Annotated in this window: 23 protein-coding genes and 2 pseudogenes; 6 read left to right on the plus strand and 19 right to left on the minus strand. The window is 64.2% G+C overall.

All coding sequences use genetic code 11. From position 1 onward, the window contains the following. Nucleotides 1-201 (minus strand): annotated as a pseudogene (locus A5791_RS07855) (uracil-DNA glycosylase); the annotation flags it as partial. A gap of 343 nt (nucleotides 202-544) precedes the next feature. Here A5791_RS07855 and A5791_RS07860 point away from each other — a divergent pair. Beyond that, nucleotides 545-1,540 carry a hypothetical protein gene (locus A5791_RS07860; RefSeq protein ID WP_067233699.1) on the plus strand — a complete coding sequence of 332 codons (996 nt, stop codon included), beginning with the start codon at nucleotides 545-547 and terminating at the stop codon, nucleotides 1,538-1,540. Nucleotides 1,541-1,578: 38 nt separating this feature from the next. Then, entirely contained in the window at nucleotides 1,579-1,995 is a 417-nt protein-coding gene (locus tag A5791_RS07865; RefSeq protein ID WP_067233658.1) for a hypothetical protein, read from the plus strand. Here A5791_RS07865 and A5791_RS07870 read toward each other — a convergent pair. The 4 genes from A5791_RS07870 to A5791_RS07885 form a co-directional block, all read right to left on the minus strand. Next, nucleotides 1,913-2,248 carry a hypothetical protein gene (locus A5791_RS07870; RefSeq protein WP_067233661.1) on the minus strand — a complete coding sequence of 112 codons (336 nt, stop codon included), beginning with the start codon at nucleotides 2,246-2,248 and terminating at the stop codon, nucleotides 1,913-1,915. The two genes, A5791_RS07865 and A5791_RS07870, sit on opposite strands and share 83 nt — an antisense overlap. Nucleotide 2,249: 1 nt before the next feature. Beyond that, nucleotides 2,250-3,740, minus strand: coding sequence for a molybdopterin-dependent oxidoreductase (locus A5791_RS07875; RefSeq protein WP_067233663.1), 1,491 nt, complete (start codon nucleotides 3,738-3,740; stop codon nucleotides 2,250-2,252). Between the two features lie 161 nt (nucleotides 3,741-3,901). Next, nucleotides 3,902-4,399, minus strand: a complete 498-nt coding sequence (locus tag A5791_RS07880; RefSeq protein WP_067233665.1) for an oxidoreductase — start codon at nucleotides 4,397-4,399, stop codon at nucleotides 3,902-3,904. Nucleotides 4,400-4,457: 58 nt separating this feature from the next. Then, the gene (locus A5791_RS07885) at nucleotides 4,458-5,270 is read right to left on the minus strand and encodes a SigB/SigF/SigG family RNA polymerase sigma factor (protein WP_369828031.1); all 813 of its coding nucleotides are present in this window, start codon (nucleotides 5,268-5,270) and stop codon (nucleotides 4,458-4,460) included. A 397-nt stretch (nucleotides 5,271-5,667) separates the two neighbouring features. Here A5791_RS07885 and A5791_RS07890 point away from each other — a divergent pair, with 397 nt between their 5' ends. Next, on the plus strand, nucleotides 5,668-6,711 hold the full coding sequence (locus A5791_RS07890) for a sensor domain-containing protein (RefSeq protein ID WP_067233668.1): 1,044 nt from the start codon (nucleotides 5,668-5,670) through the stop codon (nucleotides 6,709-6,711). Nucleotides 6,712-6,763: 52 nt separating this feature from the next. Here the strand turns inward: A5791_RS07890 and glgX are convergent, their stop codons facing one another. Then, nucleotides 6,764-8,920 carry a glycogen debranching protein GlgX gene (gene glgX / locus A5791_RS07895; RefSeq protein ID WP_067233703.1) on the minus strand — a complete coding sequence of 719 codons (2,157 nt, stop codon included), beginning with the start codon at nucleotides 8,918-8,920 and terminating at the stop codon, nucleotides 6,764-6,766. 118 nt (nucleotides 8,921-9,038) lie between these two features. Further along, the gene (locus A5791_RS07900) at nucleotides 9,039-10,220 is read right to left on the minus strand and encodes a zinc-dependent alcohol dehydrogenase (RefSeq protein WP_067233670.1); all 1,182 of its coding nucleotides are present in this window, start codon (nucleotides 10,218-10,220) and stop codon (nucleotides 9,039-9,041) included. Nucleotides 10,221-10,286: 66 nt separating this feature from the next. On the opposite strand from A5791_RS07900, the gene A5791_RS07905 reads away from it, so the two are divergent. Continuing rightward, nucleotides 10,287-10,679, plus strand: coding sequence for a hypothetical protein (locus A5791_RS07905; RefSeq protein WP_067233672.1), 393 nt, complete (start codon nucleotides 10,287-10,289; stop codon nucleotides 10,677-10,679). 161 nt (nucleotides 10,680-10,840) lie between these two features. Continuing rightward, nucleotides 10,841-11,851: an alpha/beta hydrolase gene (locus A5791_RS07910; protein ID WP_067233674.1), complete on the plus strand. Its 1,011-nt coding sequence runs from the start codon at nucleotides 10,841-10,843 to the stop codon at nucleotides 11,849-11,851. A 13-nt stretch (nucleotides 11,852-11,864) separates the two neighbouring features. Here A5791_RS07910 and A5791_RS07915 read toward each other — a convergent pair whose 3' ends face one another. Next, a complete protein-coding gene (locus A5791_RS07915; RefSeq protein ID WP_067233676.1) occupies nucleotides 11,865-12,920 on the minus strand; it encodes a DNA topoisomerase IB in 1,056 nt (351 codons plus the stop codon). A gap of 114 nt (nucleotides 12,921-13,034) precedes the next feature. After that, nucleotides 13,035-13,433 carry a heme-binding protein gene (locus A5791_RS07920; protein WP_067233705.1) on the minus strand — a complete coding sequence of 133 codons (399 nt, stop codon included), beginning with the start codon at nucleotides 13,431-13,433 and terminating at the stop codon, nucleotides 13,035-13,037. 501 nt (nucleotides 13,434-13,934) lie between these two features. Here A5791_RS07920 and A5791_RS07925 point away from each other — a divergent pair. After that, nucleotides 13,935-14,168 carry a CsbD family protein gene (locus tag A5791_RS07925; RefSeq protein WP_067233708.1) on the plus strand — a complete coding sequence of 78 codons (234 nt, stop codon included), beginning with the start codon at nucleotides 13,935-13,937 and terminating at the stop codon, nucleotides 14,166-14,168. Nucleotides 14,169-14,369: 201 nt separating this feature from the next. On the opposite strand, the gene A5791_RS07930 is transcribed toward A5791_RS07925, so the two are convergent. The 10 genes and pseudogenes from A5791_RS07930 to A5791_RS07970 form a co-directional block, all read right to left on the minus strand. Further along, nucleotides 14,370-14,906: a DUF1360 domain-containing protein gene (locus A5791_RS07930; RefSeq protein ID WP_067233679.1), complete on the minus strand. Its 537-nt coding sequence runs from the start codon at nucleotides 14,904-14,906 to the stop codon at nucleotides 14,370-14,372. Nucleotides 14,907-15,020: 114 nt separating this feature from the next. Beyond that, nucleotides 15,021-15,650 carry a flavodoxin family protein gene (locus tag A5791_RS07935; protein WP_067233681.1) on the minus strand — a complete coding sequence of 210 codons (630 nt, stop codon included), beginning with the start codon at nucleotides 15,648-15,650 and terminating at the stop codon, nucleotides 15,021-15,023. A 109-nt stretch (nucleotides 15,651-15,759) separates the two neighbouring features. Continuing rightward, on the minus strand, nucleotides 15,760-16,368 hold the full coding sequence (locus A5791_RS07940; protein WP_067233684.1) for a TetR/AcrR family transcriptional regulator: 609 nt from the start codon (nucleotides 16,366-16,368) through the stop codon (nucleotides 15,760-15,762). Nucleotides 16,369-16,420: 52 nt separating this feature from the next. Then, nucleotides 16,421-17,233 (minus strand): lysophospholipid acyltransferase family protein, encoded by an 813-nt coding sequence (locus A5791_RS07945; RefSeq protein ID WP_067233686.1) that lies wholly within the window; start codon nucleotides 17,231-17,233, stop codon nucleotides 16,421-16,423. A gap of 14 nt (nucleotides 17,234-17,247) precedes the next feature. Next, nucleotides 17,248-18,651: a wax ester/triacylglycerol synthase family O-acyltransferase gene (locus A5791_RS07950; protein WP_067233688.1), complete on the minus strand. Its 1,404-nt coding sequence runs from the start codon at nucleotides 18,649-18,651 to the stop codon at nucleotides 17,248-17,250. A gap of 225 nt (nucleotides 18,652-18,876) precedes the next feature. After that, complete coding sequence (locus tag A5791_RS07955) at nucleotides 18,877-19,530, minus strand: DUF1345 domain-containing protein (RefSeq protein ID WP_067233690.1); 654 nt, start codon at nucleotides 19,528-19,530, stop codon at nucleotides 18,877-18,879. Nucleotides 19,531-19,608: 78 nt separating this feature from the next. Further along, entirely contained in the window at nucleotides 19,609-19,959 is a 351-nt protein-coding gene (locus tag A5791_RS27680; protein ID WP_369828032.1) for a DUF742 domain-containing protein, read from the minus strand. Nucleotides 19,960-20,055: 96 nt separating this feature from the next. Next, a pseudogene (locus tag A5791_RS27685) lies at nucleotides 20,056-20,574 on the minus strand (peroxiredoxin); the annotation flags it as partial. 501 nt (nucleotides 20,575-21,075) lie between these two features. After that, nucleotides 21,076-21,306, minus strand: coding sequence for a DUF6400 family protein (locus A5791_RS07965; RefSeq protein ID WP_231995830.1), 231 nt, complete (start codon nucleotides 21,304-21,306; stop codon nucleotides 21,076-21,078). 555 nt (nucleotides 21,307-21,861) lie between these two features. Continuing rightward, on the minus strand, nucleotides 21,862-23,556 hold a 1,695-nt coding region (locus A5791_RS07970; RefSeq protein WP_156661065.1), incomplete at its 5' end, for a serine/threonine-protein kinase PknD.

A 23,556-nucleotide genomic window follows, 5' to 3' on the forward strand; every position in this document is an offset into this window, starting at 1 on the left:
GCCCGCGCGGTCTTCCTGATCGCCCGGCTGTTCGCCCACCAACATCATCGCCGCCCCGGCCTTTCCCTGACCGAAGACCGTTTGCGTGGCGTTCTCGAAAAGCGGGCAGCCCCGGCAAGTTTCGGCCGCGGCCTGCAACGACTCTAGCGATTGATCTTCGGGAAGGTAACTCTGCGCCCCGGGTGGCTTGGTGGTAGGCATGATTCGATTTCAGGCAGCGAACTCAGCTGCGATCTCGGATGACCAGAAGTCGAAGAAGCCATCTCGAGGAAATGCTTCGCAGGACAGGAAGTAGCCCAGTGACGTCATATTCCTGGGCATACCCCCGCCTGTCAGCCCGAAACGGGGATGGCGTCGCAAGCGCGGAGCACGGGGACTGGGTGACTCGCGGCGGGGGTCGGCCAGCCGACCAACCGACGACCCGAACGTGGTGTAGCAGCCCCCATCCACGGGTACTGCATCCAGATAACGGCATCGCGGGAAGGACGGTGGGATCGTGGGCCGTTGGCCGTGGCTGCTGCACCTGGGTACGTGCGGCGCACTCATGGCCGCGAACGGGTGTGCTGCCCCCGGGACGACGTTGGAAACCTCGCCGGAGGTCGTCACCTGGTCGGTCGGCACGGCGCTGCACAACCCCGTCTGGTCGTATCGCATGCATGCCCTCGTCGCGCTCACCGAAGATCACCGGGTGGCCGAGATCAGCGCAGGCGACCGTCCCCAGCATCCCAAGACAAAGATTTCAGCCCCGCTGGCGGCGGGACGCAACCTCCAGATCAGCCAGAAGGACGACGGAATCGTGTTCGTGCCGCAGCCAGAGCGCGGCAGGGTGGCCAGCGTGGACCTGGAAAGTCTGCGCCAGGTCGACGATTTCGACGCCGGCCCGGCCCCGGCCTATCTTTCCGAAGACGCGGGACTGCGCGTGTTGCTGGCGCTGTCCGCCGACGGAAAGTCGGTGACACCGGTGGATCAGTATGGGCTCCGCAAACTGGCCACCGCCAAAGTCAGCGGCGACCCGGCCGACGCCATCGACGGTGCCAACCGGGGTCGCGACATCGACTACCACCTCTTCGGATCATCGGGTGTTCGCCACTACAAGGGTCCCTCGTCGCCGCCGGAGGAACGTGGCTCGCTGAGCATCGATGTTGCTGTCGCCGCGGGCGACGGCACCTCGGTGGGGCGCAGTTACGTTGCCGGACACGACGACAACGTGCTCTATGCTCTCGACGCCCGCCGCGGCGGACACGGGATGACAGTGCTGGCCCGCACCCGGCTGCCGGCGCCGATTCGCGCACTGGGGACCGATGACACCCGGATCTATGCCGCTACCGACCGCGAGTTGGTGGTGCTCGAAACCGCGAGTTTCACTGGCTTTCCGCAGCACACCATTCCAGTCGTCCGGGTCATCGACTACCGGGCTGCTCTGCCTGACGAGGCAGTGAAATCGGCACGCGTGTCCGGTATGGCAATCGGGCCGCACCGGGTCTATCTCACACTGGCCGAGACCGGCGATGTGGTTGGCGTCGCCAAACCCCACTTATGACCCCAACCAGACTGACGACGAGGCGCGAGGAGAACCCGATGAGTGTGACGCAGCACCGCACTGGCGCAGAAGGCACCGGCGTCGACATCAACGCCGACGTCGAATTGCTCACCGAACAGATCAGGGCGCTCAAAGAGCTTGGCAGCCAAGGTCAGGTCAGCGAAGGCCAGCGCTACGACTTCAGCATCCGATGGGGAACGATACAGGCGGGCCGGCTACGACGGCTGGTGCACTACAGCGCGTTGGGCATGCTCACCGAGGCGGATGAACACAGATTTCACGAACTGTGTGCCGAATTGCGGACGCTGACCGGACTGATCGACCGGTTCCGGCTCGCTCAGCCGGTCTTCACCGAAGGCAAACCCGCGAAAGCTAAGCGCCACCGGGCGCCCCGGCAGTCCAGCTCTTGGCGCGGTAGTCCCCGTCGTCCAGAAAGTCCTTCTCCGGCAATCTGATTGCGGTTCTCGGCTTGGCGCAGCCCGGGTTGCGACAGGTAAGCGCGACCATATAGGCGTCGAGTTCCTCGTCGAGAAAAAGGAATCCCAGGTACAGCGCGCAGCCGACGTCGAATTCCTTTCCGCCACAGCATTCGCAGAAGCCGCCCTTCGCGGCAACGTGGCTCAGCACGCGTTCCCGTGCCGCCTGGTCGAGGGCGACGAGTTCGGGACGCAGCATGACATCTTCGGTGTGCCGCGCGTAGGCGCTCATCTCAGATCTCCACGTCCTTGTCGTAATGCACGTTGTCCTCACGCCAACCGCCCAACCCGTATCCGATGCCGCGGTGGTCGTCGACGAACTCGATCTGGTTGATCCACTTGACCATCTTGAATCCCACCTGCGTCTCCACCCGCAACCGCAACGGCGCACCGTGCTTGATGGGCAACGGCTTTCCGTTCATCTCGTAGGCCAGGATGGTTTGCGGCTTGTAGACAAGTTCGAGATCCATCACCTCGTAGAACTGCCCCTCACCCTCCGCACTGGGTTCGTCACGGCCGGTGTCCTGCATGCTCAAACAGCACACGTACCGTGCCTGGGGCAGCGGACCCACCAGCTCGGCGAGGCGTGCCAGCGGCAGCCCCTTCCATTCGCCGATACTCGACCAGCCCTGCACGCAATTGTGCAGTACCCGTTGGCTTTCCGGTTCCGCCAGCGCACGCAGCGCGGCCAGGTCCAGGGTCACCGGCCGTTCGACCAGTCCACCGACCCGCAGGCGCCAGTCGACGAAGTTGTGTACCGCCATCACCTTGTACTCGTTCGAGCACGGTGGTTTGCCGTTGACCCGATGTTCCTCCGACAGCTTCTCTTTCGGATAATCCTGTCGCGAGTTCAGCGGGCGCAGCAGCATGAGCCGGGCCCGCGTGACCACCGCGCCCAGCACCCGGCGCACCTGGACGGGCCGGCGAAGACTCCACACCGTCGCCGCGATGTGGATGGCGACGATCGTGCCGATGATCACGAAGGACAATGCCGTCGCCCAATTGATGTTGCGAACGGAGCCGAAGATCATCGACGCGGTGAGCTGTCCCCAGCCCCAGAAGAAGACCATCGACAGGTGGATGACGATGAAGACGACGAACGCAATCAACCCGAGGAAGTGGAGGCTGCGTGCTCCTTGCCGGCCGCCGAATAACCGAACGAACCAAGGGAACCGGGCCTCGAACGCCGGTGACTGCGCGGCGCCGGTGAGGATCTGGAACGGCGCCAGCAGGAAGATGACGCCGGCGTAGGTGAGCTTCTGAATCGCGTCCAGCGGCTCGCCGGGCAGCAGCGGCGGCAGATTGAACGACATGTAGGTGACGATGTCGGCGTAGGCCTCATGGAATATCGACCACGAATACGGCCAGTACCGGTGCCATTGGCCGGTGGCGAACAGCAGCACGTAGTAGGAAAAGCCCACCGCAATCCAGCCGATCACCGAAATGAAGTGCCAGTGCCGGCCCATACCGAGCTTCTTGTGGCCGGGCAGGGAAACTATGGAGCTGTAGTCCTCCTCCTCGTCGAGCGTGTCGAACAGCTTGTCCGTCGGCATCTGCTTGGTGGTGAAGCGTGCCCACTCGGTGCCCGGCTTGCTGTCCTCGCGCCAGTACAACTTCGGGTGAGTGGAGAGAATTTCGATGCCGCTGCGCAACAACAACGTCAGGAACAACACGTTGAGCCAATGGTCGACGCGCAGCCACACCGGGTAGTCGAGCACTGTCATGTTCTGGGCAACCTGCGCCGAAAACTTGTCGGCCGCAACCCAACTAGAGGGCCCATTGATGTTGCGTACCCTCGGGTGTCGGAATCAAACGTGCCGGTCCAGGTGTCGGCAGCGACCGACCGGGCATCAGCCGGCCGGTTGACGCCTCGCCGTGGGTACGTTCAGTCGCTCCACTGCTGCCGCCGCGGATAGGCGACATTGATGCCCACCAGAACCGACCCGTGCACTGCGATGAAGGCCGCCGCGAACGCAAGCGCAAAAGTCACGGGTACGAAGTCCCATCGCCCGGTCAGCGCGGCCAGACCGGACAGACTCACTATCCGGGTGCCCACAGCTACCCCGAGGAAGACAACCGAGAGTAGGTCGCCGAAGTACCAGCCGGCCTGTGCCACACCAGGATTCCTGCCAAAGACGATAGTGCCGGCGACCGCCAGACAGCCGGCGATCATGAAGATGGCATACGCCACGAAATAGCCGGGAAGCAACGGCTCACTGGCCAAGATGTACCCATGGGCCGTCGCGATGCCCAACAGCAGCACCGCGCCCAACCCGGTCACCACCCTTGGCAAGTCGAACGCGACGTAACCACCGAGGCTGAGTAATCGAAAGAGGCGACTGCGATGCCAGCTCTCTGGCCACGTCTCGACGAGAAGGCCCACCGTGGCTAGGTACCCGGCAGTGCCACGCTCAAACCAGCGCGACCCGAGCCCTCACGGGCTACTCGAGCTGGTCGCGCAGGCGTTGCAAAGTGTTGGCCAGGATGCGCGAGATCTGCATCTGAGAGCAGCCGATTCGCTGGGCGATCTGACTCTGGGTCATCGACTCGAAGAACCGCATCTGCAGAATCTCACGTTCGCGCTGCGGCAACACGGCAACAAAGGCGCGCACCGCCTCGCGGTTGGTGATGTGGTCGATCTGTGGGTCGAGCTCACCGATCGACTCAGCGACCATCCTGTCGTTGCCCGAACTCGCGGCACCCACGGGTGCGTCCAGCGACTCGAGCCGATAGGTCTCCCCCGCAACCAGGCATTCGACCACCTCCTCGCGGGAGATTCCGAGCATCTCTGATATCTCGCTGGCTGTCGGCGCTCGTCCCAGTCGCTGGATCAACGCCGGCGTGGCCTTGCCGATCTGGACGTGCAGTTCACGCAGCCGCCGGGGCACTCGCATGCTCCACGTGTGGTCGCGGAAATGCCTCCTGACCTCGCCCATCATGGTGGGGACGGCAAACCCGATGAAGCTCGGTCCCTTGGCGGGATCGAACCGGTTGATGGCATTCATCAGGCCCACTCGCGCGACCTGAATCAAGTCGTCAAGATTTTCGCCGCGACGTGCATAGCGACGGGCCACATGGTCCGCCAAGGGTAGGCATCGCACGACAATGCGTTCGCGCTGCCGCGCATATTCGCGAGATTCGGGCGGCATCGTGCGAAGCACCAGGAACATATCGACGACGTCGTCATAGGAATCCCCGGACGATCGTGCTTCGGCCGGCCGCGCGGGCCGGGCAGGAGCGATTACGTCGTCGATCCGGTTGATCGGCGTAGGCGCCAGGTCTTGCGTCACCGGCACACTTCCTGTGAGTCGTACGCAGCAGCCACCCCCGGAGGTGGACCTTGTGCAAGGCCCTCCCACTGCACCGGGATCCGTCGGGGACGGATCGTGCTATCTGCGGCGCACGGCCTACCAGGCTTGGGTGACCGGGAAATCTGATGCCGCAGCCACGCAGCCCGGCAACCGTGCGGCTACCGACCGCTTTGGGCTAAACGGCGAAGAGAGTCCAGAACGGACTTAATGGGTAAGTGTACGCCACGTCACGTCCACGGCGCCCGCAATCGAGACCGCCGCGATCGAAGCCGGACCGACCAAGTCGCGACTATTCTCGACGACATGCTCCCCACCATGCGGGGTCAAGGAGGACCACTGCGTGAGCAACCCACAGGATCCATTCGGGCACAATTCTTTTAGGTACGAGCCCGTTAGCTACGGTCCGCCCGGCGGCCTTCCCTACGGTGTGCCGCCGGCGGAGCCGCTGGACTACCCGGAATCGGTGGAACCGCTGGACTACCCGCAAGCGGCGGAGACGCTGGACTACCCGGAACCGACGGAACCGCCCGTCAATGCGTTCGCGACCCTGTCGTTGGTCTTCGCGTTTCTGTTCGCACCCGCCGGGGCGATCCTGGGACACCTGGGTCTTGCACAAATCCGTCGTACCGGTGAGCGCGGCCGGGACCGGGCCATGGTGGGGGTGGCGCTGTCGTACGCATTCATCACCCTCGTTGTGATCGCGCTGGTCGGTTGGGCCGCCGTCGCCGCCATCAGCTCGAATCAGCACGCAGCACCCCCTGCCGCGAGCGGCCCACCCCCTGCGCCGACGGTGGCGCCGGCCGATCTGGCCGGGTTGCTGCCCGGCCTGCCCGACGTCAAGAAAATCACCGGCGACCAGAACCTGGCGACCGGCAAAACCTGGGACCGTATCGCCAGCAACAGCCGGGAAGGGCACATCGACCGCCCCGAGTGCTGGGGAAGCATCGGCCCGGGCGGCTCGGACGCATATCAGGTCGAAGCCGTATTCGGTTACCGCGCATCAGAATTTTCCGACACCAGCAACGCAGCCAACTCGCAACAGGTGGTTGCGGCGGTGGCGGCATTTCGTGAGCCGGCCGCGGCCGCAAAGCAGCTCACGCAATTGCTCTCCGGATGGCGCCAATGCGGCGGCGAAGTGAAGGTGACTCTCCCGTCGGGTCAGATCCTGACGTTTTCGGTAAGCCCTCCGACCGATGCCGGCAACGGCATCACGACCATCGAAGTGGAGACCAAGGGCCTGCGGCGCTCGGTCCGGGCCATCGCCGCTAAAGCCAACGTCGTCGTCGACGTGAGCCTGTCGTACGCCGCCACGGGCACCACCACTGATCGCTCCAAGCCGGCGGTGGGGATCACCAACTACGTTCTCGGCAAGATCCCGGGCTGACGGTCCGCAGTTCGGGCACGCCGGCGTGATGCGGATCGTGCCGCTGCGCGGATCAGCGGTCTTCGCCGGGCACGGCCTGCAGCACCACGGCGGTGTGGGCGTCGACGGTGAACTTCGCGGCCGGGCCAACTTCGTAGGCAGCCAGCGTCTCCCCGTCCCCGGTGTCCACCACGGCTCGCCATCGGGCGCCGAATTCCGTTGGTGGGACTGTGAATTCGATCGGCTCGTTATGGGCATTGAAGCACAGCAGGAAAGAGTCGTCCAGCACTCGCTGACCGCGCGGATCGCGGTCGAGAATGCCGTGGCCGTTGAGGAACACCGCAACCGATTTCGCGAAGCCCGTCCCCCAGTCCTCTTCGGCCATCTCCGTGCCGTCGGGAGCGAACCAGGCGATGTCGGGCAGACCGTCTTGACCGCGCCGGCCAACCGGCTTGCCGCTGAAGAAGCGGCGGCGGCGGAACACCGGGTGGTTGGCACGCAGTGCTGACACCGTCGCGGTGAACTCGAGCAGTCCGGTGTCGGCTTTGTCCCAGTCGATCCAGGTGATTTCGTTGTCCTGGCAGTAGCCGTTGTTGTTGCCGTTCTGGGTACGGCCGAGCTCATCGCCGTGACAGATCATCGGCACACCCTGCGACAGCAGCAGGGTGGTCATGAAGTTTCGCTGTTGACGACCACGCAGCTCGTTGACACCGGCGTCGTCGGTGGGCCCCTCTACCCCGCAGTTCCAGGACCGGTTGTGGCTCTCGCCGTCGTTGTTGTCCTCGCCGTTGGCCTCGTTGTGCTTCTCGTTGTAGGACACCAGGTCGCGCAGCGTGAATCCGTCGTGGGCGGTCACGAAGTTGATGGACGCCACCGGCCTGCGACCGGTGTGCTCGTAGAGATCGGCTGACCCGGTCAGCCGGTAGGCGAACTCGTCGAGCATGGCCGGCTCACCGCGCCAGAAGTCGCGCACGGTGTCGCGGTACTTCCCGTTCCACTCCGTCCACTGCGGCGGAAAGTTCCCCACCTGGTAGCCGCCGGGCCCGACGTCCCACGGTTCGGCGATCAGTTTGACCTGGCTGACCGTCGGATCCTGTTGCACGAGTTCGAAGAACGTCGCCAACCGGTCGACGTCGTAGAACTCGCGGGCCAATGTCGAGGCCAGGTCGAATCGGAAGCCGTCGACGTGCATCTCGGTCACCCAGTAGCGCAGCGAGTCCATGATCAACTGCAGCGCGTGCGGATGCCCGGCGTTGAGGCTGTTGCCGGTGCCGGTGTAGTCCATGTAGTACCGCTTGTCGTCGTCTACGAGCCGGTAGTAGGCGGCGTTGTCGATACCTCGCATCGACAGCGTCGGGCCCAGGTGGTTGCCCTCGGCGGTGTGGTTGTAGACCACGTCGAGGACCACTTCGATGCCGGCCTCGTGCAGGGTGCGCACCATGGCCTTGAACTCCTGCACCTGGCCCCCCGCCGAAGTTGCGCTGGAATATTTGGGGTCGGGCGCGAAGAACGAAATGGTGTTGTAGCCCCAGTAATTCGACAGATTCTTTTCGACCAGCGTGGAGTCGTTGGCAAAGTGGTGCACCGGCATCAGCTCGATCGCCGTGACGCCGATGCCCTTGAGGTGCTCGATGATCACCGGGTGAGCCACGGCGGCGTATGTGCCGCGTATCTGTTCGGGGATGTCGGGGTGGGTCCGGGTCAGACCCTTGACATGGGCCTCGTAGACGACGGTGTCGGCGTACTCGTGGTTCGGCGGACGGTCGTTGGCCCAGTCGAAGTAGGGGTTGATCACCACCGACTTGGGCATGCTGGCCGCGGAGTCGTCGTCGTTGCGACTGTCCGGGTCACCAAACGTGTAGCTGAACAGCGACTGGTTCCAGTCGAACGTGCCGTCGATGGCCTTCGAATACGGATCGAGCAGCAGCTTGTTGGGATTGCATCGCAGCCCGGCCTCCGGCTCGTACGGACCGTAGACGCGGTAGCCGTAGCGCTGGCCCGGCTCGATGGCGGGCACGAAACCGTGCCAGACGAAGCTGTCGACCTCGGGCAGCGGTATCCGGCTCTCGGACCCGTCGGCGTCGAACAGGCAGAGTTCGACGCGTTCGGCCACTTCGCTGAACAACGCGAAGTTGGTACCCGCTCCGTCGTACGTCGCGCCCAATGGGTATGCCTTGCCGGGCCACACTTCACCGCTGGGTGTGGGGGCGGGGGCGGGTGTGCTGGTCATGGCGCGTTCATACCCTACCGTGGTGCGCGTCAAACCGCGCGCCGTGGTCGCCGCCGGCGCCTCGATGCCTGAAAAGCCCTGCACGGCACCGCTTTTGCCCCGCATTGTGAGCCAAATTTCACGGCTTCAGCATCACCTTCACCGCGCCGTCCTGCTTCTTCTGGAAGATCTCGTAGGCGTGCGGAGCCTCGTCGAGAGGCAGCACGTGACTGGCGAAGGAGTCGACCCCCAGTGGATCGCCGTCGATGAGCAGCGGCATGATGTCGTCCACCCACCTCTTGACGTTGGCCTGACCCATCCGCAAGGTGATCTGCTTGTCGAAGAGAGTGAGCATCGGGAGGGGATCGGCCATCCCGCCGTAGACCCCGGCCAGCGATATCGTCCCGCCCCGGCGCACCACGTCGATGGCGGAGTACAGCGCACTGAGCCGATCCACGCCGGCGGTCTGCATCAGCCGCTTGGCTAGCGCATCCGGCAGTATGCCGGTGGCCTGCTGTGCCAGCCGTGCCGCCGGGGAGCCGTGTGCCTCCATCCCGACGGCATCGATCACAGAGTCCGTACCCCGCCCGTCGGTCAGATCCCGGATCTGCTCGCCCAAGGTGACATCGAGACGGCTGAGGTCGACGGTGTGGATGCCGCGGTGTGCGGCGCGGGCCAGCCGCTCGGGCACCAGGTCGACGGCGAACACCCGGTAGCCGAGATGGTCGGCGATGCGGGCGGCCATGTCGCCGATGGGACCGAGGCCGAGCACGGTCACCGAGCCGCCCGGTGGGATGTCGGCGTACGCTACCGCCTGCCAGGCCGTCGGCAGCACGTCCGACAAGTAGACGAACCGCGAATCCGGCTGTACGACAGGGACTTTGATGTGCGTGAACTGGGCTTGCGGGACGCGTAGCAATTCGGCTTGGCCACCCGGTACTTCACCGTAGAGCTCCGAATAGCCGAATAGTGCGGCACCCATACCCTGGTCGCGGACCTGGGTGGTTTCACATTGGGTATAGAGTTGCTCGCCGCACATGTGACAGCTGCCGCACGAGATCTGGAAGGGGATGACAACCCGGTCTCCGATGCGCAGGTCGCCCACTTCTTTGCCCACCTCGCGGACGACCCCCATCGCCTCGTGACCGAGGATGTCCCCCGGGTTCATGAAGGCGCCGAGAACTTCGTATAGATGAAGGTCCGACCCACAGATGTTCGTCGAGGTGACTTCGATGATGGCGTCGTTGGGCTGCTCGATCTTCGGGTCGGGCACAGTCTCGACGCGCACGTCACGCTTGCCGTGCCAGGTAACAGCTTTCATGAGAACTCCTGCTCAGACGCTTTGCTACATACCCTTCCGGCGGCCTTCAAAACGGGTTTCGGTTTAATGTCCCGGCGTGGCGGGCAATCGGCCGACGTGGACACCGACAACTTCGGCAACGACATGTTGGATCAGTCAGAGAGCCTGGACTCCGACGAGATACGCAACGACGACGGCGACGAGGTGGTCGACCCGCCCGACCAGTGGATCGACGCCGAGGAACACGAGTCGCTCGACGACAAGCTGTCGGCCGAGACGCCGGACGAAGCGGATGTGCCGGATGTTTCTGATCCTGAAACGACCGCAAGCGACGCACACGACGCGCGGGCGGGCGGCGCCTTAAACGTAGTCAGCGACGACGACCTGGACCATATCGATCCGGACCGGCACGGCCGTGATCGCGGCCAGATCGACGGAACTCCGGAAGACGGCGAATCCTTCTTCAACATCGAACGTTGACGTCGGCCGCTCGAATACTGCTCCGGCTCACTCAAACTCAGTAATCACTCGAGCGCCACGCCGACTCTCATCTCGTGATGCATGCGAAAGTTGGGCCACCCCTGACGTTTATGGCGTTCTCGGCCGGGTATTTGGACTTACAACGTTAGAAAGTTGACCAAATGTACAGAGAAGCCGCAGGCGAGTCGGATCCGGGGGACGTGGTTCCGCGGAGACTCCATCGGCGCCGCAGTGTGCAGTCCGTTGCCGTAGCTGCGGGTTGCCGTGCTTTTGTGAAGAATGCCGTGCGGATCTGGGCGCTCCGGCCGAACCTCAGCTGGCCATTCGCTGCGATAGATTTCCTCGCCGGACTTGTGCCGTGGCGCGGGCAGGCGACGATTCGGCAGGTGCGGCTTCCGCATTGCAGAGCCGAGTTGATTTCTGCGCATGGTGTTTCCACGTCGCGAGCGGTGCTGTATCTGCACGGTGGCGCGTTCCTGGCATGCGGATTGAATACCCACCGCTCGATGGTGGCGCGGCTGTCCAGGGCCGCGGACGCGGTGGTCCTCAACGTCGGGTATCGCATGCTGCCAAGGCATGCGGTCACCGACGCCCTCGCCGATTGTGTCGACGCCTTGCAATGGCTACGGCGCCAAGGCTATCCGCCGGACAGCGTGGTGGTCGCGGGTGACTCGGCGGGCGGCATGTTGGCATTCATGCTCGCGCTGAACATGATTGAGTGCGGTGACGCCGCGCCGGCTGGGATCGCGACTGTTTCGCCGCTGACAGACCTGGATTCCGCACGCAGGCTGGCTCATCCGAACGCCCGCCGATGCGCCATGTTCAGCGGCCGGGTCCTGCCGGTGTTCGCCAAGTACGTCGAACGGTGTCATAAGCGCCTCAGCGCCGGCGAATCCCCTTGCGTGCTGGTGCCGCCCGTCGATGCCGACTTGTCGCGAATGCCTCCGGTGGCGATTCATGCCGGCGGCGACGAATTGTTGCTGCACGACGCGGAGTTGATGGCACGGCGGCTGACCGAGGCCGGGGTCCGGTGCGACTTGCACGTGTGGCAGGGGCAGGTCCACGACTTTCCTTTGGCAGCAGACATTCTGCCGGAAGGGCGCCGGGCGATACGCTACCTCGGCGATTTCATCGCTGAAGTCACCGTTCCCCGCGAGACCCTCGCGGCCTAGCCGGGCTGACGACTCATGCTGATTTGGCCAGCGTAGGTGGTCCAGATGCGGTGCTGCCCTTGGCGATTCGCCGTATCATCAATCGCGTGGCCTTTTCCAGGATCTCCTGCGCGATGTCGGACCGGCGGGTGCGCGCCGCTCGTCGCGTCGCAGCGCCGATGGTGATGCCCTGTTCGTAACCGGTGACGACCCGCGGATCCACATACGAACCACGCGCCACGGCCGGGGTGTTGCCCAGCTCCTCGGCAACCTCTTTCATCACAGCGGACTCGACACGTTTGGCCACCCGCCGGGACACGGCCGGGTCCCCATCGGCGAACGCCGCTGCCGCCAGCACGGTCCCATGCCAGGTTCGCAGGTCTTTCACGCTGTATTCGTCACCCACCAGTTCCTTGAACCGGGTGTTGAGGTCCTCGGCCCGGACTTCCGCCCACTGGGATCCCGCCCGGCACACCAGCAGTCGGCGCGAACGATCGCCGTGGCGCTGCAATGACCGCACTGCGCGGACCACTTGAACATCCTGGATCTCGAGCGTGCGGCGCACTCCGCTCTTGGCGGGATAGTCGAACCGCACTGTGTCACCGCGGACGGTTACATGCTGACATTGCAGCGTGGCGATGCCGTAAGACTCGTTCTCCTCCGCGTATCGGTCACCGCCTGCCCGAAAGTAGCCCCGGTCAAGCAGATACAGCGCCAACGCCAGCACTCGGTCACGAGCCAGCCCCCGGCCCGCAAGATCACGCGCGATCTGCTGCCGCCACGCCGGCAGCTCCTTGGACAACTCCAGGACGCGGTCGAACTTCTCCTCGGAACGCTCCTGCTGCCAGGCGACGTGGTAAAGGTACTGACGGCGCCCGGCCGCATCGGTGCCGACGGCCTGGATGTGCCCGTTGGGGTGTGGGCTGATCCACACCTTCTTCCACGCCGGCGGGACGACCAGATCCTTTATCCGCTGCAGAGTCTCAGGATCGGAGACCGGATCACCCTCAGAATCGTAGTAGGCGAAACCCTTCCCGCGGCGCTTGCGGGTAATACCCGGTTTGCTCACCACGCTACGACGCAGACGCATGACCGTTCTCCACTTCCGTTGGCTTACCAGAAGTTACCCGCGCAAGCGGCAGTTCATGCCTGCGCGCCGCGTCCGGCACGCAGGCATGAACCTGGTATGAACCTGCCTAGCGAATCAGCCAGCCATGAACTCGTGGTAGGCGGACTCCAGACCAGGCGACAGCGCCGTCACGTTGCACTGACGCTCGGTGTCCCCGATCGGCGCCAGAATGCCGCGCAGTTCGTAATACTCCTGCGGGTGCGCGGTGAAGTAGCTGCGCAAGTTGGCAGCCGCCTCCGGACGCGGTTGGCCATAAGCCGCCGTCACTACCTGGTTGGCTCCCGGGTGGCTACCCAGGTACTGCTGCGCGGCGCCGGTCACCGACGATACGGTGGCGTTCACGCCGTCCGGGCTGCAGTCGGGCGCTGCGGCCGCCGAGGGGGTACCGACGATTCCGACGGCCAGTCCCCCGAGCAGACACCCCGCGCTGACGCCGGCCAATCGCCGGCGTGCGGGCACACTGCTGAATTTCATGATGTGTTCCTTCGAATGTTGCGACTTGATCGTTGAGGTTCCCGATGCCCCGAAATTCAAAGTAGCCGAAGCGAAACCGCGCGAATCTGACGTTCGCCCACGACGAACCCGTCCGGACCCCGGAGAGCCGGCGACTCAGTGGCGTCGACCACACAAAACCACTCAAACCGCGCGTTTTCACTAAGCGGGCAACCAGACTGGGGGCCCGAAGTTGAGAATTCTCAGAATTGCGGCGCGATTCTTAGGGATCCCTGGGGAATCCGTGACGGCCTATCGTGACCCAAATGTTATTCGTGGTGGCAGACACGCCGGCTATCGCGCCGGCCCAGGTCGGTGAGCCACGCCACATGTTTCAGATCCCTGCCATCCGGAAACACTGCGCGAAGCGGTATCGGACGGAAGACGCGGTTGGCTCGCGCTCCGGACCGGGGTCCGCTGGGTGCGCGAGGTCGAAGAGTGGCCCGTGCAGCCGACGAAAGAAGCGATGAGAGGGAGGAATTCATGGGCGAGAAAAGTGGCCCCCAGGAAGCCGTCGAAGGCGTCGTCGAAGGCGTCAAGGGCAAGGCGAAGGAAGTCATCGGTGCCGTGACCGGTCGCGATGACGTCAAGCGTGAGGGCCAGGCCCAGCAGGACAAGGCCGACGCTCAGCGCAATGCCGCCAAGAAGGAAGCCGAGGCGGAAGCCGCCCGCGGTGCGGCCAGCGCTGCGGAAGAGCGCGAGCGCGCCAACCAGTAGCCAGCAGCTAGAAATGGCCCCGGCCCGAAATCGGGCTGGGGCCATTTGCATTGCTATGTTCTGAACAAGGTCACCATCACCGCGACGTCGGCCAGCAAGAGCACCAATCCGCACAGCGGAACGATGAAGCCCTCTCGATACAGACTCGCGACCTGCGAGGGCTACCCGTGCGGGGTGGACTGAAACCTGAGGCGGAGCCAATCAACCTTCGGCCGACTGTTGGGCCATTGCGTAACCGAGCTGAAGGAAGTCCGCCCCGGCCAGTGCGGTGAAGGTGCCCGCGACCAGCCGGGTGAACCTCGGGGCAAAAATCAGGCCGATGACGAATCCGGTGGCGACCCACATGTCGAGACAGAAGGGGCAGGTCAGCAGCTCACCCAAGCTGTGCCGCAGCTGGCCCGACTGTCTTGCTTCTTCATGCACCTCCGCCGGCCCGCCGGTGCCGGCGTACTGGGTGAATGCTGCTCGCAGCGGGCTCGTCACGGCGTCCTTGGTCAAGGTTCGCGACAGCTTGTGGGTACCCAACGTCACCGTGACCAGGTCCTGCACCGGCCAGCGGTCGGGCAGCCTGCGACCGGTGAGGGCCGCGATCACCGTCGTGACGGATACCAAAAGGCCGTAAACAACCAGCACCACCAGATAGCCGGCCAGCGGGCGGGGATTGTCGCCGCGATACACCTGCGCTTCGTGCCGTGCGCCGTCGACCACCTCGGCGCCGGCGTCTGTCACATCTCCCATCGCAACTCCTTCGGACGGTATCTACAGTGAAATGCTTGGGGGCCAAGATGTTTCATCCGAAGCAGCTCGGATCGTCCTGTCGCTGTCGCTCGAAATGACGTCGGGCGCAATTGCTTACGTGTCATAAGGAGGGTATTGCCGCCGCCGCAGAACCCGTGCCAGGTGCGCTGCATTGCGGGCGGCGGCCGCGGTGGCGGACGCGATCTGATCCGGCACTTCGTCCAGATCGTTGTAGTCGGTCGATTCCATTGCCGCACCGTTCCAATAGGTGCAACCCTGCGCGGGAATGCTGTATCCGATGTCGTTGAGCCCTTGGAACAGATCGGCGACCACCTTGTGCGCACCATCCTCGTTGCCCACCACGCCGACAATCGCGACTTTGCCGACCATGGCGGGTCTGCCATCGTCGTCGGTGTTGGACAGCTCCGCGTCGAGGCGTTCCAGCACGCGTTGCGCGACACTCGACGGATGGCCCAGCCAGATCGGTGTGCTGATGAGCAGAATGTCGGCGTCCAACGCCTTGCGCCGGATCTGTGGCCACTCGTCGCCGGAGCCCATGTCGTCTTCGACACCCGGTGCGATCGCATGGTCGACGCAGCGAATCAGCTCCGTTTCGACGTCTGCGTCCCTCAGCTTGCCCGCCACATGCTCGGCCATCAGGGCGCTGCTGGACGGTGCGGGACTGGGTTTCAGGCTGCACACCAGACCGAGCGCGCGCAGGGGCAGCTTCGTCTCATCGACCATCCCGAACTCATACCCGCCGGTCGCGCGACGAAAACCACGGCTCAGGGCCGACTTTCAAGGTGGTCTGGGAACCGTTGGCCGCCAGGATGATTCGCTGCTGGCACCATGTCTAGCGGCTACGGCGCGCCTTGGTTGATCGTCTCGAATCAGTGGAAAGGATGCGCCGCACGGCAGCGTCCAGGTGGTCGGCGACCTCGCGGTAAGACATCGTGCCACTGGCGGCGCGGACCATTACGCCGACATAGATCAGCTCGAGGAGCACGACCGATTCCGGATCGGCGTCCTCGCCGACGGCAGAGGTGAGCAGGTCGCGCACGAAGCGGCCCATCTGCATGCGAAGCAGTTCCACGTCCGGATCACCACTGTTCATGGTGACCGCCACGGCGTGGGCCAGCGCCGGCTCGTCGCCGACGATGAACGCCAGATCTCGCAACACGCCTGCCACCCGCTCCACCACATCGGATTCGTCGCCGGCCGGCTCGATACTCGACATCCGCCGCCAGAAGACCTCGGCGATCAGGTGTTCTTTGGACGAGAAGTAGGTGTAGGCGGTCGCGCGGGCCAGTCCGGCCTGTGCGGCCACCGCTTGCAGCGTCAGCTCTTGGTAGCCCACGTCGCGCAGCACCTCGAGGGTGGCCCGCCCGAGTTTCAGGACGGTGTCGGCGCGTTTACCGGTGAACCGGCGACGTGCTGACTCGACCGACATACCGTTGGACATGTGTCTAGACGCTACTACATCCACGCGGTCGCCTCCCTCCGGAGGGAGTGGTTCAGCCAAGTATCGGGAATCGACGGGCGGCGGCGAGCTCGTCGAGTCCGGCTTGCATGACCTCGCGCACGTGGGCGTCGACGTCTGCGACGTCCGGGCTCTTGCCGAACTTCTCGCGGATGTGGATCGGCTCGAGGACTCGGGTCACGATCTTGGCCGGCAGCGGAAGGTTCGGCGGCAGTACAAAAAGGCTCACGCCGAACGGGAAACCCACCGTGATCGGGACGATTTTGGCGCGTGCCCACCGAGCGACCGGACCGAGGCGCTGCGCCAGCGAGGTGCCGCGGGTGAGGAACAGTTGGGTCTCTTGCCCGCCGATGGAGACCATCGGGACGATGGGTACCCCGGCCTCGATTGCGGCCCGCACGTAACCGGTCCGACCGTCGAAGTCGATGACGTTCTGTGCGGACGTCGGACGGTAGGCGTCATAGTCACCACCTGGAAACACGACCACGAGGCCGTCGCTGTGCAGCGCCCTGGCGGCGTTGTCGTGATTTGCCCGGATGAACCCGATCTTCTGCAGGAAGTTCCCGACCGGCCCGACCATGATCATGTCATGGCTGAGCGTGTAGATCGGGCGGTCGTAACCGTGCTCGGCATACCAATCGACGGCGAAGATCGGCACGTCGAACGCCAGCTGACCGCCGGAGTGGTTGGAGACCACCAGCGCACCGCCGGCGGGGACGTTGTCGAGTCCGTACACCTCGGATCGGAAGTAGCGCTTGAGCATTGGCCGGATGGCGCCGATGACTCGCTCGGTGAGAACCGGGTCCCATTTCGCGATCTCGGGTTCGGCGATATCGGTGGTAGTCACGGTGTCCTTTCGGTTTAGGCTACGACGGCCTGGTACTCGCGCTGGCCGGCTTCGGCGGAGCTGATGAAACATCCTGCGGCAGCACTGATCTGCGCGAATTCGCGGATCATCGCGTCGGTGACTTCGTGGGCGTCGTTCAGCGTCACGGCGTCCGCCAGAACGGAGATGTTCAGCTGATCCGCATAACTCCATACGGTGATGTTCAGGCCGCTCCCCGCCACCAGTGGGCCCACGGAGTAGAACTCGGCGACCTGCGTGCCGGCGACCGTCACAAGCTCGCGCGGCCCGGGCACATTGGAGACCACCAGGTTCTGCATTTTGTTGTGGGTGTCCGTCCGCGCCATCCAGCCGGTGAGCATCCGCGCCAGGCCGGGCGGCATGTAGTCGAACCATCGCGTCCATAGCTCCGGCCCCTGGATGGTATGCAGTCGCTTGGCGGCGACGGCTGCGTCGTGGCTGTGTTTGACGCGGTGCAGCGGGTCGGCGATGTCTGCGGGTAGCGCGACCGCGATCTGGGTGAAGTTGTTGCCGGCCGACCTTCCCGGCGACGAGTCGAGGCACACCGGGACCATGGCCACCAGCGGAGTGTCCGAGCTGCCGTCGTAACGCAGCCGCAGCTCCCGGACCGCACCTGCGCTCATGGCCAGGATCAAATCGTTTATCGTGCAACCCAATTGACGGGTAGCCAGTTTGGCATCAGCGAACGGCAGGCTGGCCGTTGCGAACTGGCGGCCGGTGGTGAGCCGGTGGTTCGTGAAGCACTCGGGGGCTTTGATGCGTGCTTCTGATCCGGTTCGTCGGATGCGACGGACCCGACGGACGCTGGCCCCGGTATAGCGTAAAAGGCTTGGCAATTCAGCGATTTGGCCCAGGTGGTCGCGGGCGGCGTCGCACAGCAGCCGAGTCCTGCCCGGAAGCGGATCGAACTCGGCAGCGCTGAAGGCTTCCGGCCTGTCGAGTGCACCGGCGAGAAGATTTGCCGACGCGACACCGTCGGCGAGCGCGTGGTGAATCTTGGTGACGACGGCGATCCGTCCGTCCGCCAGACCGTCGACCACATAGATCTCCCACAACGGCCGCGTGCGGTCCAACGGCTCCTCGATCAATCGGGCGATCGCCTCGTCGAGTTCCCGCCGCCCGCCGGGGGCCGGTAGCTGTAGTGGCCGGACGTGATATGTGAGGTCGACCGGACAGTTCTGCCGCCACATCGGGCGGTGGAACGCGTAGGGGGTCTCTACGAGTATGCGTCGCATCGGCTCGAATCGGTGCAGGCGCCGGTGCAGAACGTTGCGGACGGTGTCAACCGAGAAACTGCCGGCGTTCGGTGCATCGACGATCGCGACCTTGACCGTGTGCATCGGCACGTTGGGGGCCTCGCTGTAGAGCATCATCGCGTCCGAACCGCTAAGTCGTTTCACTGCTTGATCCTTCGCACCAAGATTTTCGATTTCGCCACGGCTATTGCGCTCCGTCGATGCCGACGCTTAGGTCTTGTCACCGCGTGCACAGCGGAATAGCCGGGATTGCTCAGGAACGTTACCGGCAAAAATGGACTGCTGTCTAGACGTTACAACAGACAGCGGTGTGGAATATGTCACAGCGCGGCGGGCCGGCCGAGGGTCGTGCCTGCGTTGTCAGCTTGCTTAATTACTAAGTCCGGCAACCAGATTGATGGTCACCGCGAGAATGACCGCCCCGAAAAGATAGGACAGCAGCGCCTGGCACAGCACGAGAGCACGGAACTGTCCGTTCTCCAGACTGGTGTCGGACACCTGGTAAGTCATGCCGACGGTGAACGCCAGGTAGAAGAAATCCACGAACCGTGGTTTCTCCTTGCCGTTGAAGTTGATCCCGCTGCTTTCGTTCGAGTAATAGACGTCGGCATAACGGACGCTGAAGACCGTGTGGACCACGCACCAGGCGGCGACAATGCTGATCACGCCTACCGCCGCGGCGACCTGCTTCTCGACTCCGGACTTCGACCCGGCGGCAAGCAGATGGGCCACACCCGCCAAACTGGCCACACTCGCGGCCAGGATGATGCCGTCGGTGACCCACCCTCTGGGTGGGTCCTCGGGACGTACATGGGCACGCGTCTGTTCGGCGTCCATCGGCAAGACGACGATCCAGGTCCAGGCGAGATACACGCCGGCTGCGGCAATCCATCCCACGGCGGGCGCGTACCGCCATCCCGTCGTGGAGCCGAGCGCCAGCGCAATGACGACACCGGCCAGCAGGGCGACGATCAGCCGAATGACCACGCGTTTGCGCCAGTGCGACCGAGGTTGAAATTCCATAGTCAAAGCTAAACACCCGACTGGCAGTCCTGGCCCCGATGCGGCCCGGTTCGGCAGGCGCCATGCGCGACTTTCGCCTCAGAGTGCTCGCAGGCCGCGCAGGGTCCTGCCTATCAATTCACGTCGTTCGTCGATTGTCATCGCGTCACCGAGGGGAGCGTGCACCCGCAAATAACCCTGTGTCACCAGGTCGCCGACCAGGAACCGCGTCGCACCGAGCGGCAAGGACAGACGAGCGGCGATCTCTGCGACCGAGGGGCTCAGGACGCACAATGTCAGGATCTGGCGCCGCACATCATTTCTCGGCCAGCGCGGCGGCTTCGCTGGGTCGTTGAGGGCTTCGACCGGCGCCTCGGGTGGCAGTTCGACATCGGAGTCGGTGCGACCTGCCGTGAACGTGTATGGCCGGACCAGGCTCGGTTCGTCCACGGTGTCCGGTTCTGTGAACAAGTCGCGAATCGGTTCACCCCTGCCCTCCGACTGCTGATACGCGTCGGTGCGCCTTTGCGGGATGTTGTGGTTCTCCAAGAACCACAACGCCTGGTCGGCATGCACAGATGCACGCAGCTCGCTGGAGACGACCTTGAGGATGGTGCGGTCGGTGTCGATGACGAATGTGGTCCGTCTGACCGGGAGCAGCCGGGCCAGCAGCCCACGGCGCCGAGCGTGCCGGCCACCCCGGGCCGCCTCACGCGCCACGACGGATCTACGCAGCTTGGCGAACCTGCCTCGGCGCACCCCGAACAGCTCCGACACCACGCCGTCGGCGTCGGAGAGCAGTGGATAGTCGAACTTGCGCTGTTGGGCGAAGTGGGCCTGCCTGTCGACGGTGTCGGTACTGATGCCCACCCGCTGGGCGCCCACCGTGGCGAATTCGTTGCTCAGGTCCCGGAAATGACAAGCCTGGGCTGTACAGATCGGCGAGGACGCTAATGGGAAGAAGAACAGCACCACCGGCCCGTCGGAAAGGAGCGCCGACAGTGTCCGAGGCCGACCGGTGTGATCGTACAAAGTGAAGTCAGGCGCCTTATCGCCCGCGATCATCGGCAAAGACTAACGCGGGAAGCTCTGCGCGACGCACGACTCGGACAATTCGGTCAGCGGCGAATGCCCGGTCGGAAATGTCCGACGCGCTCAGCTGCCCTGCAGCCGGGGCGCCATCAGGGCGCTAATTCGCTCCAGTTGAGACGGCGACATCGACGTAAACCTTTTGCGGTCAAATCCGGACCGTTCTGATCCGATGTGTTATGCGTTGTTGCACAACATTATTCGTAACCTCGCTACGCTGATCCCCCGCCACCCAAATGACTCAGTAGAGCCGGAAGCCACCCCTAGCGGCCAAAGGCGCGCGTGTGGCGATGCGTGTCAGTCGACCAGAGATAACCGCAATCCGCACATTGCAGATGCACCAAAGTCCCCTGATTGCTCAGCAGGTACTGCCAGTGGGTAGCGCAGTTTCGGCTGCTCCGACAATCACGACATTTGGCGCCGTGATCGCAGCACGGGCAGGGTAGCCATGCGCGGCGGTTGCGGTCGGCGGTCGGATCAATCGGTAACACGATCAGTCGTCCGTTCGGGCAGGACGCCGGCGCGAACCAACTCGTCGTAGACCCTCTGCTGCTCCTCGTCCAGGTCCGAGTACAGCATTTCGTAGGCCTTCTGTTCCTCGGCGAGCACGATGACGGGGTCCCAATCGCCACCTATCGCTTCGAGCGCTGCGCTGCGTCGGCGCGCCTCGTCAAGGGTCAGGTCATAGGCAAAGTCAAGGTTGGCCATCGCGCTCCCAGCCATTAGATAGATACGCAAACGAACGATCAGGATGACCCAATTGACGCTCAGGAGGTTATGAACTGCGTCACTGTTTTCGGTTGAAGTCCGTCACACTCGACGCAGGTACAGCGCGTTCCAAACGGGATGAAAACGGCCCCCGAAGAAATCTCCGAGGGCCATTTCCGCTGGTAGCGGGGACAGGATTCGAACCTGCGACCTCTGGGTTATGAGCTACGGGCCAGGGATTTCGGGTGTTCGCGTTGTCTCATTTGTGCAGGTCAGACGGGGTTACGCGTTCGGGTGGTTGCGCCGTGTTGCACTGGCTTGGGCCAGTTTCGCGGAGTTTTGTTCCCAAATTTGTTCCCAACTCGGAAGGCTGCCGTCGCGTAATGGCGCAACCCAATGGCCTCGGCCATCTCCCGGTGCTCGTAGTCTTGTTAGTCCTTGACGGTGTGAGATGACCGCTATACATCTGATCTGTGCCAACACGTCCGGAGACTCCAAGCGGCCAATAGGAACCCTACGGCGGGCCCAACGACGGACTACCCCCGAGACTAATACTCACTCAACCGGCAGCTTCAGCACCTGGTTGCTGTCGTGGTCGGTGATGTAGAGGTTGCCGGTCCCGTCCACCGCCACACCGCGGGGGTCGCGAAGGCCGGTGACGGGCAGCACCTCTTGCGTGGACGAGCCCGCCGCAAGCCTCAACACCTGGTTGCTGCCGTCGCCGACGGTGACGTAGAGGGTGCCGGCACTGTCCACCGCCACATCGTGGGGCCAGTCGAGGCCGGCGAGCAGCACCTCCTGCGTGGACGAGCCCGCCGCAAGCTTCACCACCCGGCGGTTGCTGCCGTCGGTGACGTAGACGGCGCCGACGCCGTCCACCGCCACACCCGTGGGGGGGTAGAGGCCCGTGAACGGCAGCATCTCCTGCGTGGACGAGCCCGCCGCAAGCTTCACCACCCGTTTGGTGTTCCAGTCGGTGACGTAGAGGGTGCCAGCATTGTCCACCGCTAGACCATTGGGCTCTTTGAGGCCGGTGAAGGGCAGCCCCTCCTGTGTGGACGAGCCCGCCGCCAGCTTCAGCACCCGGGCGCCTGATGGGTCGGCGACGTAGACGTTGCCACCACTGTCGACGGCTACGCTTTCGATGGCGTTGCTGAGGTCGGTGAACGGCAGCACGGTTTGGGTGGACGACTCCGCGGCCAGCTTCAACACTCGTTTGTTGTGGCCATCGGCGACATACACGTTGCCGGCGCTGTCCACTGCGACATCATACGGACCCTTGAGGCCGGTGAACGGCAGCACAACCTGGGGGCCATAGGTTCGTAGCGATGAGGTCCGAGGCGGTGACTGCGATGGCCGGTTCTTCGTTAGGGTGGGGATGCCCACGGCGGCTGCGATCGCGGCGACCGCGCCGCCACCGATCAACGTGAGTGTGGTGCGTCGACTCATCCTGCCAGCCGTTGTCGGCACGGGCGGGGCGGGTTGCTGTGGCACCGCCGACCCGGCGGGTACCGGCGGCTCGGCTCTGACGGTTGCCGGCAGAGCGGTTACCGGATGTGACGCCGGTTCCGTTGATCGCACACGCGTCGGATTCACTGCGGGCCGCGCAATGGGAACGGTGATCGCGTCGCGCGCGGCGTCAGCCAACTCGACGGTGGTCGCGTACCGCTGGTCTGGGTCTTTGGCCATGCCGGTCGCGATGACCTCGTCGACCGGTGTGGGCACGTCCGGTCGGGTGATCGAGGGCCGCGGTGGCGGGGCGCTCAGGTGCGCGGCGACCAGGCGGGCCATGGTGTCGCCGTCAAACGGTGGGTGACCGGTCAGGCATTCATAGAGCACGCAGGCCAGCGAATAGATGTCGGCGCGGGCATCTTCTGTTCTGTTATCTAACCGCTCGGGTGCGATGTACTGAAAGGTGCCAATCATATGGCCGGACTTGGTCATTCGCGTTTCATCCAGGGCGCGGGCGATCCCGAAATCGATCAGGTAGGCGAAGTCGTCGCGATCGAGCAGGATGTTGGAGGGTTTGATGTCGCGGTGCAGCAGGCCAACCTCGTGGGCGGCATGTAGCGCCTTGCCGACCTGCTCGATGATGCGCACGGCTCGCGCGGGTTCCAGTGGCCCATCAGCGAGCACGGTTTGTAGGTCGCGGCCCTCGATCAGGCGCATATCCACATAGAGGCGCCCGTCGATTTCGCCGTAGTGATGGATCGGGATGACGTGCGGGCTATTTAATCGCGCCGCCGCGTG

The organism is Mycobacterium sp. 852002-51163_SCH5372311 (genome assembly GCF_001667115.1).
In the GTDB taxonomy this organism is placed as follows: Bacteria; Actinomycetota; Actinomycetes; order Mycobacteriales; family Mycobacteriaceae; genus Mycobacterium.

Bases quoted from the DNA above. Each gene is read 5' to 3' on its own strand.
- A5791_RS07910 (WP_067233674.1), top strand. From the start codon at position 10,841: ATGTACAGAGAAGCCGCAGGCGAGTCGGATCCGGGGGACGTGGTTCCG.
- A5791_RS07905 (WP_067233672.1), top strand. From the start codon at position 10,287: ATGTCCCGGCGTGGCGGGCAATCGGCCGACGTGGACACCGACAACTTC.
- A5791_RS07925 (WP_067233708.1), top strand. From the start codon at position 13,935: ATGGGCGAGAAAAGTGGCCCCCAGGAAGCCGTCGAAGGCGTCGTCGAA.
- A5791_RS07935 (WP_067233681.1), bottom strand. From the start codon at position 15,650: ATGGTCGATGAGACGAAGCTGCCCCTGCGCGCGCTCGGTCTGGTGTGC.
- A5791_RS07860 (WP_067233699.1), top strand. From the start codon at position 545: ATGGCCGCGAACGGGTGTGCTGCCCCCGGGACGACGTTGGAAACCTCG.
- A5791_RS07915 (WP_067233676.1), bottom strand. From the start codon at position 12,920: ATGCGTCTGCGTCGTAGCGTGGTGAGCAAACCGGGTATTACCCGCAAG.
- A5791_RS07875 (WP_067233663.1), bottom strand. From the start codon at position 3,740: ATGACAGTGCTCGACTACCCGGTGTGGCTGCGCGTCGACCATTGGCTC.
- A5791_RS07920 (WP_067233705.1), bottom strand. From the start codon at position 13,433: ATGAAATTCAGCAGTGTGCCCGCACGCCGGCGATTGGCCGGCGTCAGC.
- A5791_RS07965 (WP_231995830.1), bottom strand. From the start codon at position 21,306: ATGGCCAACCTTGACTTTGCCTATGACCTGACCCTTGACGAGGCGCGC.
- A5791_RS07940 (WP_067233684.1), bottom strand. From the start codon at position 16,368: ATGTCCAACGGTATGTCGGTCGAGTCAGCACGTCGCCGGTTCACCGGT.
- A5791_RS07930 (WP_067233679.1), bottom strand. From the start codon at position 14,906: ATGGGAGATGTGACAGACGCCGGCGCCGAGGTGGTCGACGGCGCACGG.
- A5791_RS07870 (WP_067233661.1), bottom strand. From the start codon at position 2,248: ATGAGCGCCTACGCGCGGCACACCGAAGATGTCATGCTGCGTCCCGAA.
- glgX (WP_067233703.1), bottom strand. From the start codon at position 8,920: ATGACCAGCACACCCGCCCCCGCCCCCACACCCAGCGGTGAAGTGTGG.
- A5791_RS07865 (WP_067233658.1), top strand. From the start codon at position 1,579: ATGAGTGTGACGCAGCACCGCACTGGCGCAGAAGGCACCGGCGTCGAC.
- A5791_RS07955 (WP_067233690.1), bottom strand. From the start codon at position 19,530: ATGGAATTTCAACCTCGGTCGCACTGGCGCAAACGCGTGGTCATTCGG.
- A5791_RS07900 (WP_067233670.1), bottom strand. From the start codon at position 10,220: ATGAAAGCTGTTACCTGGCACGGCAAGCGTGACGTGCGCGTCGAGACT.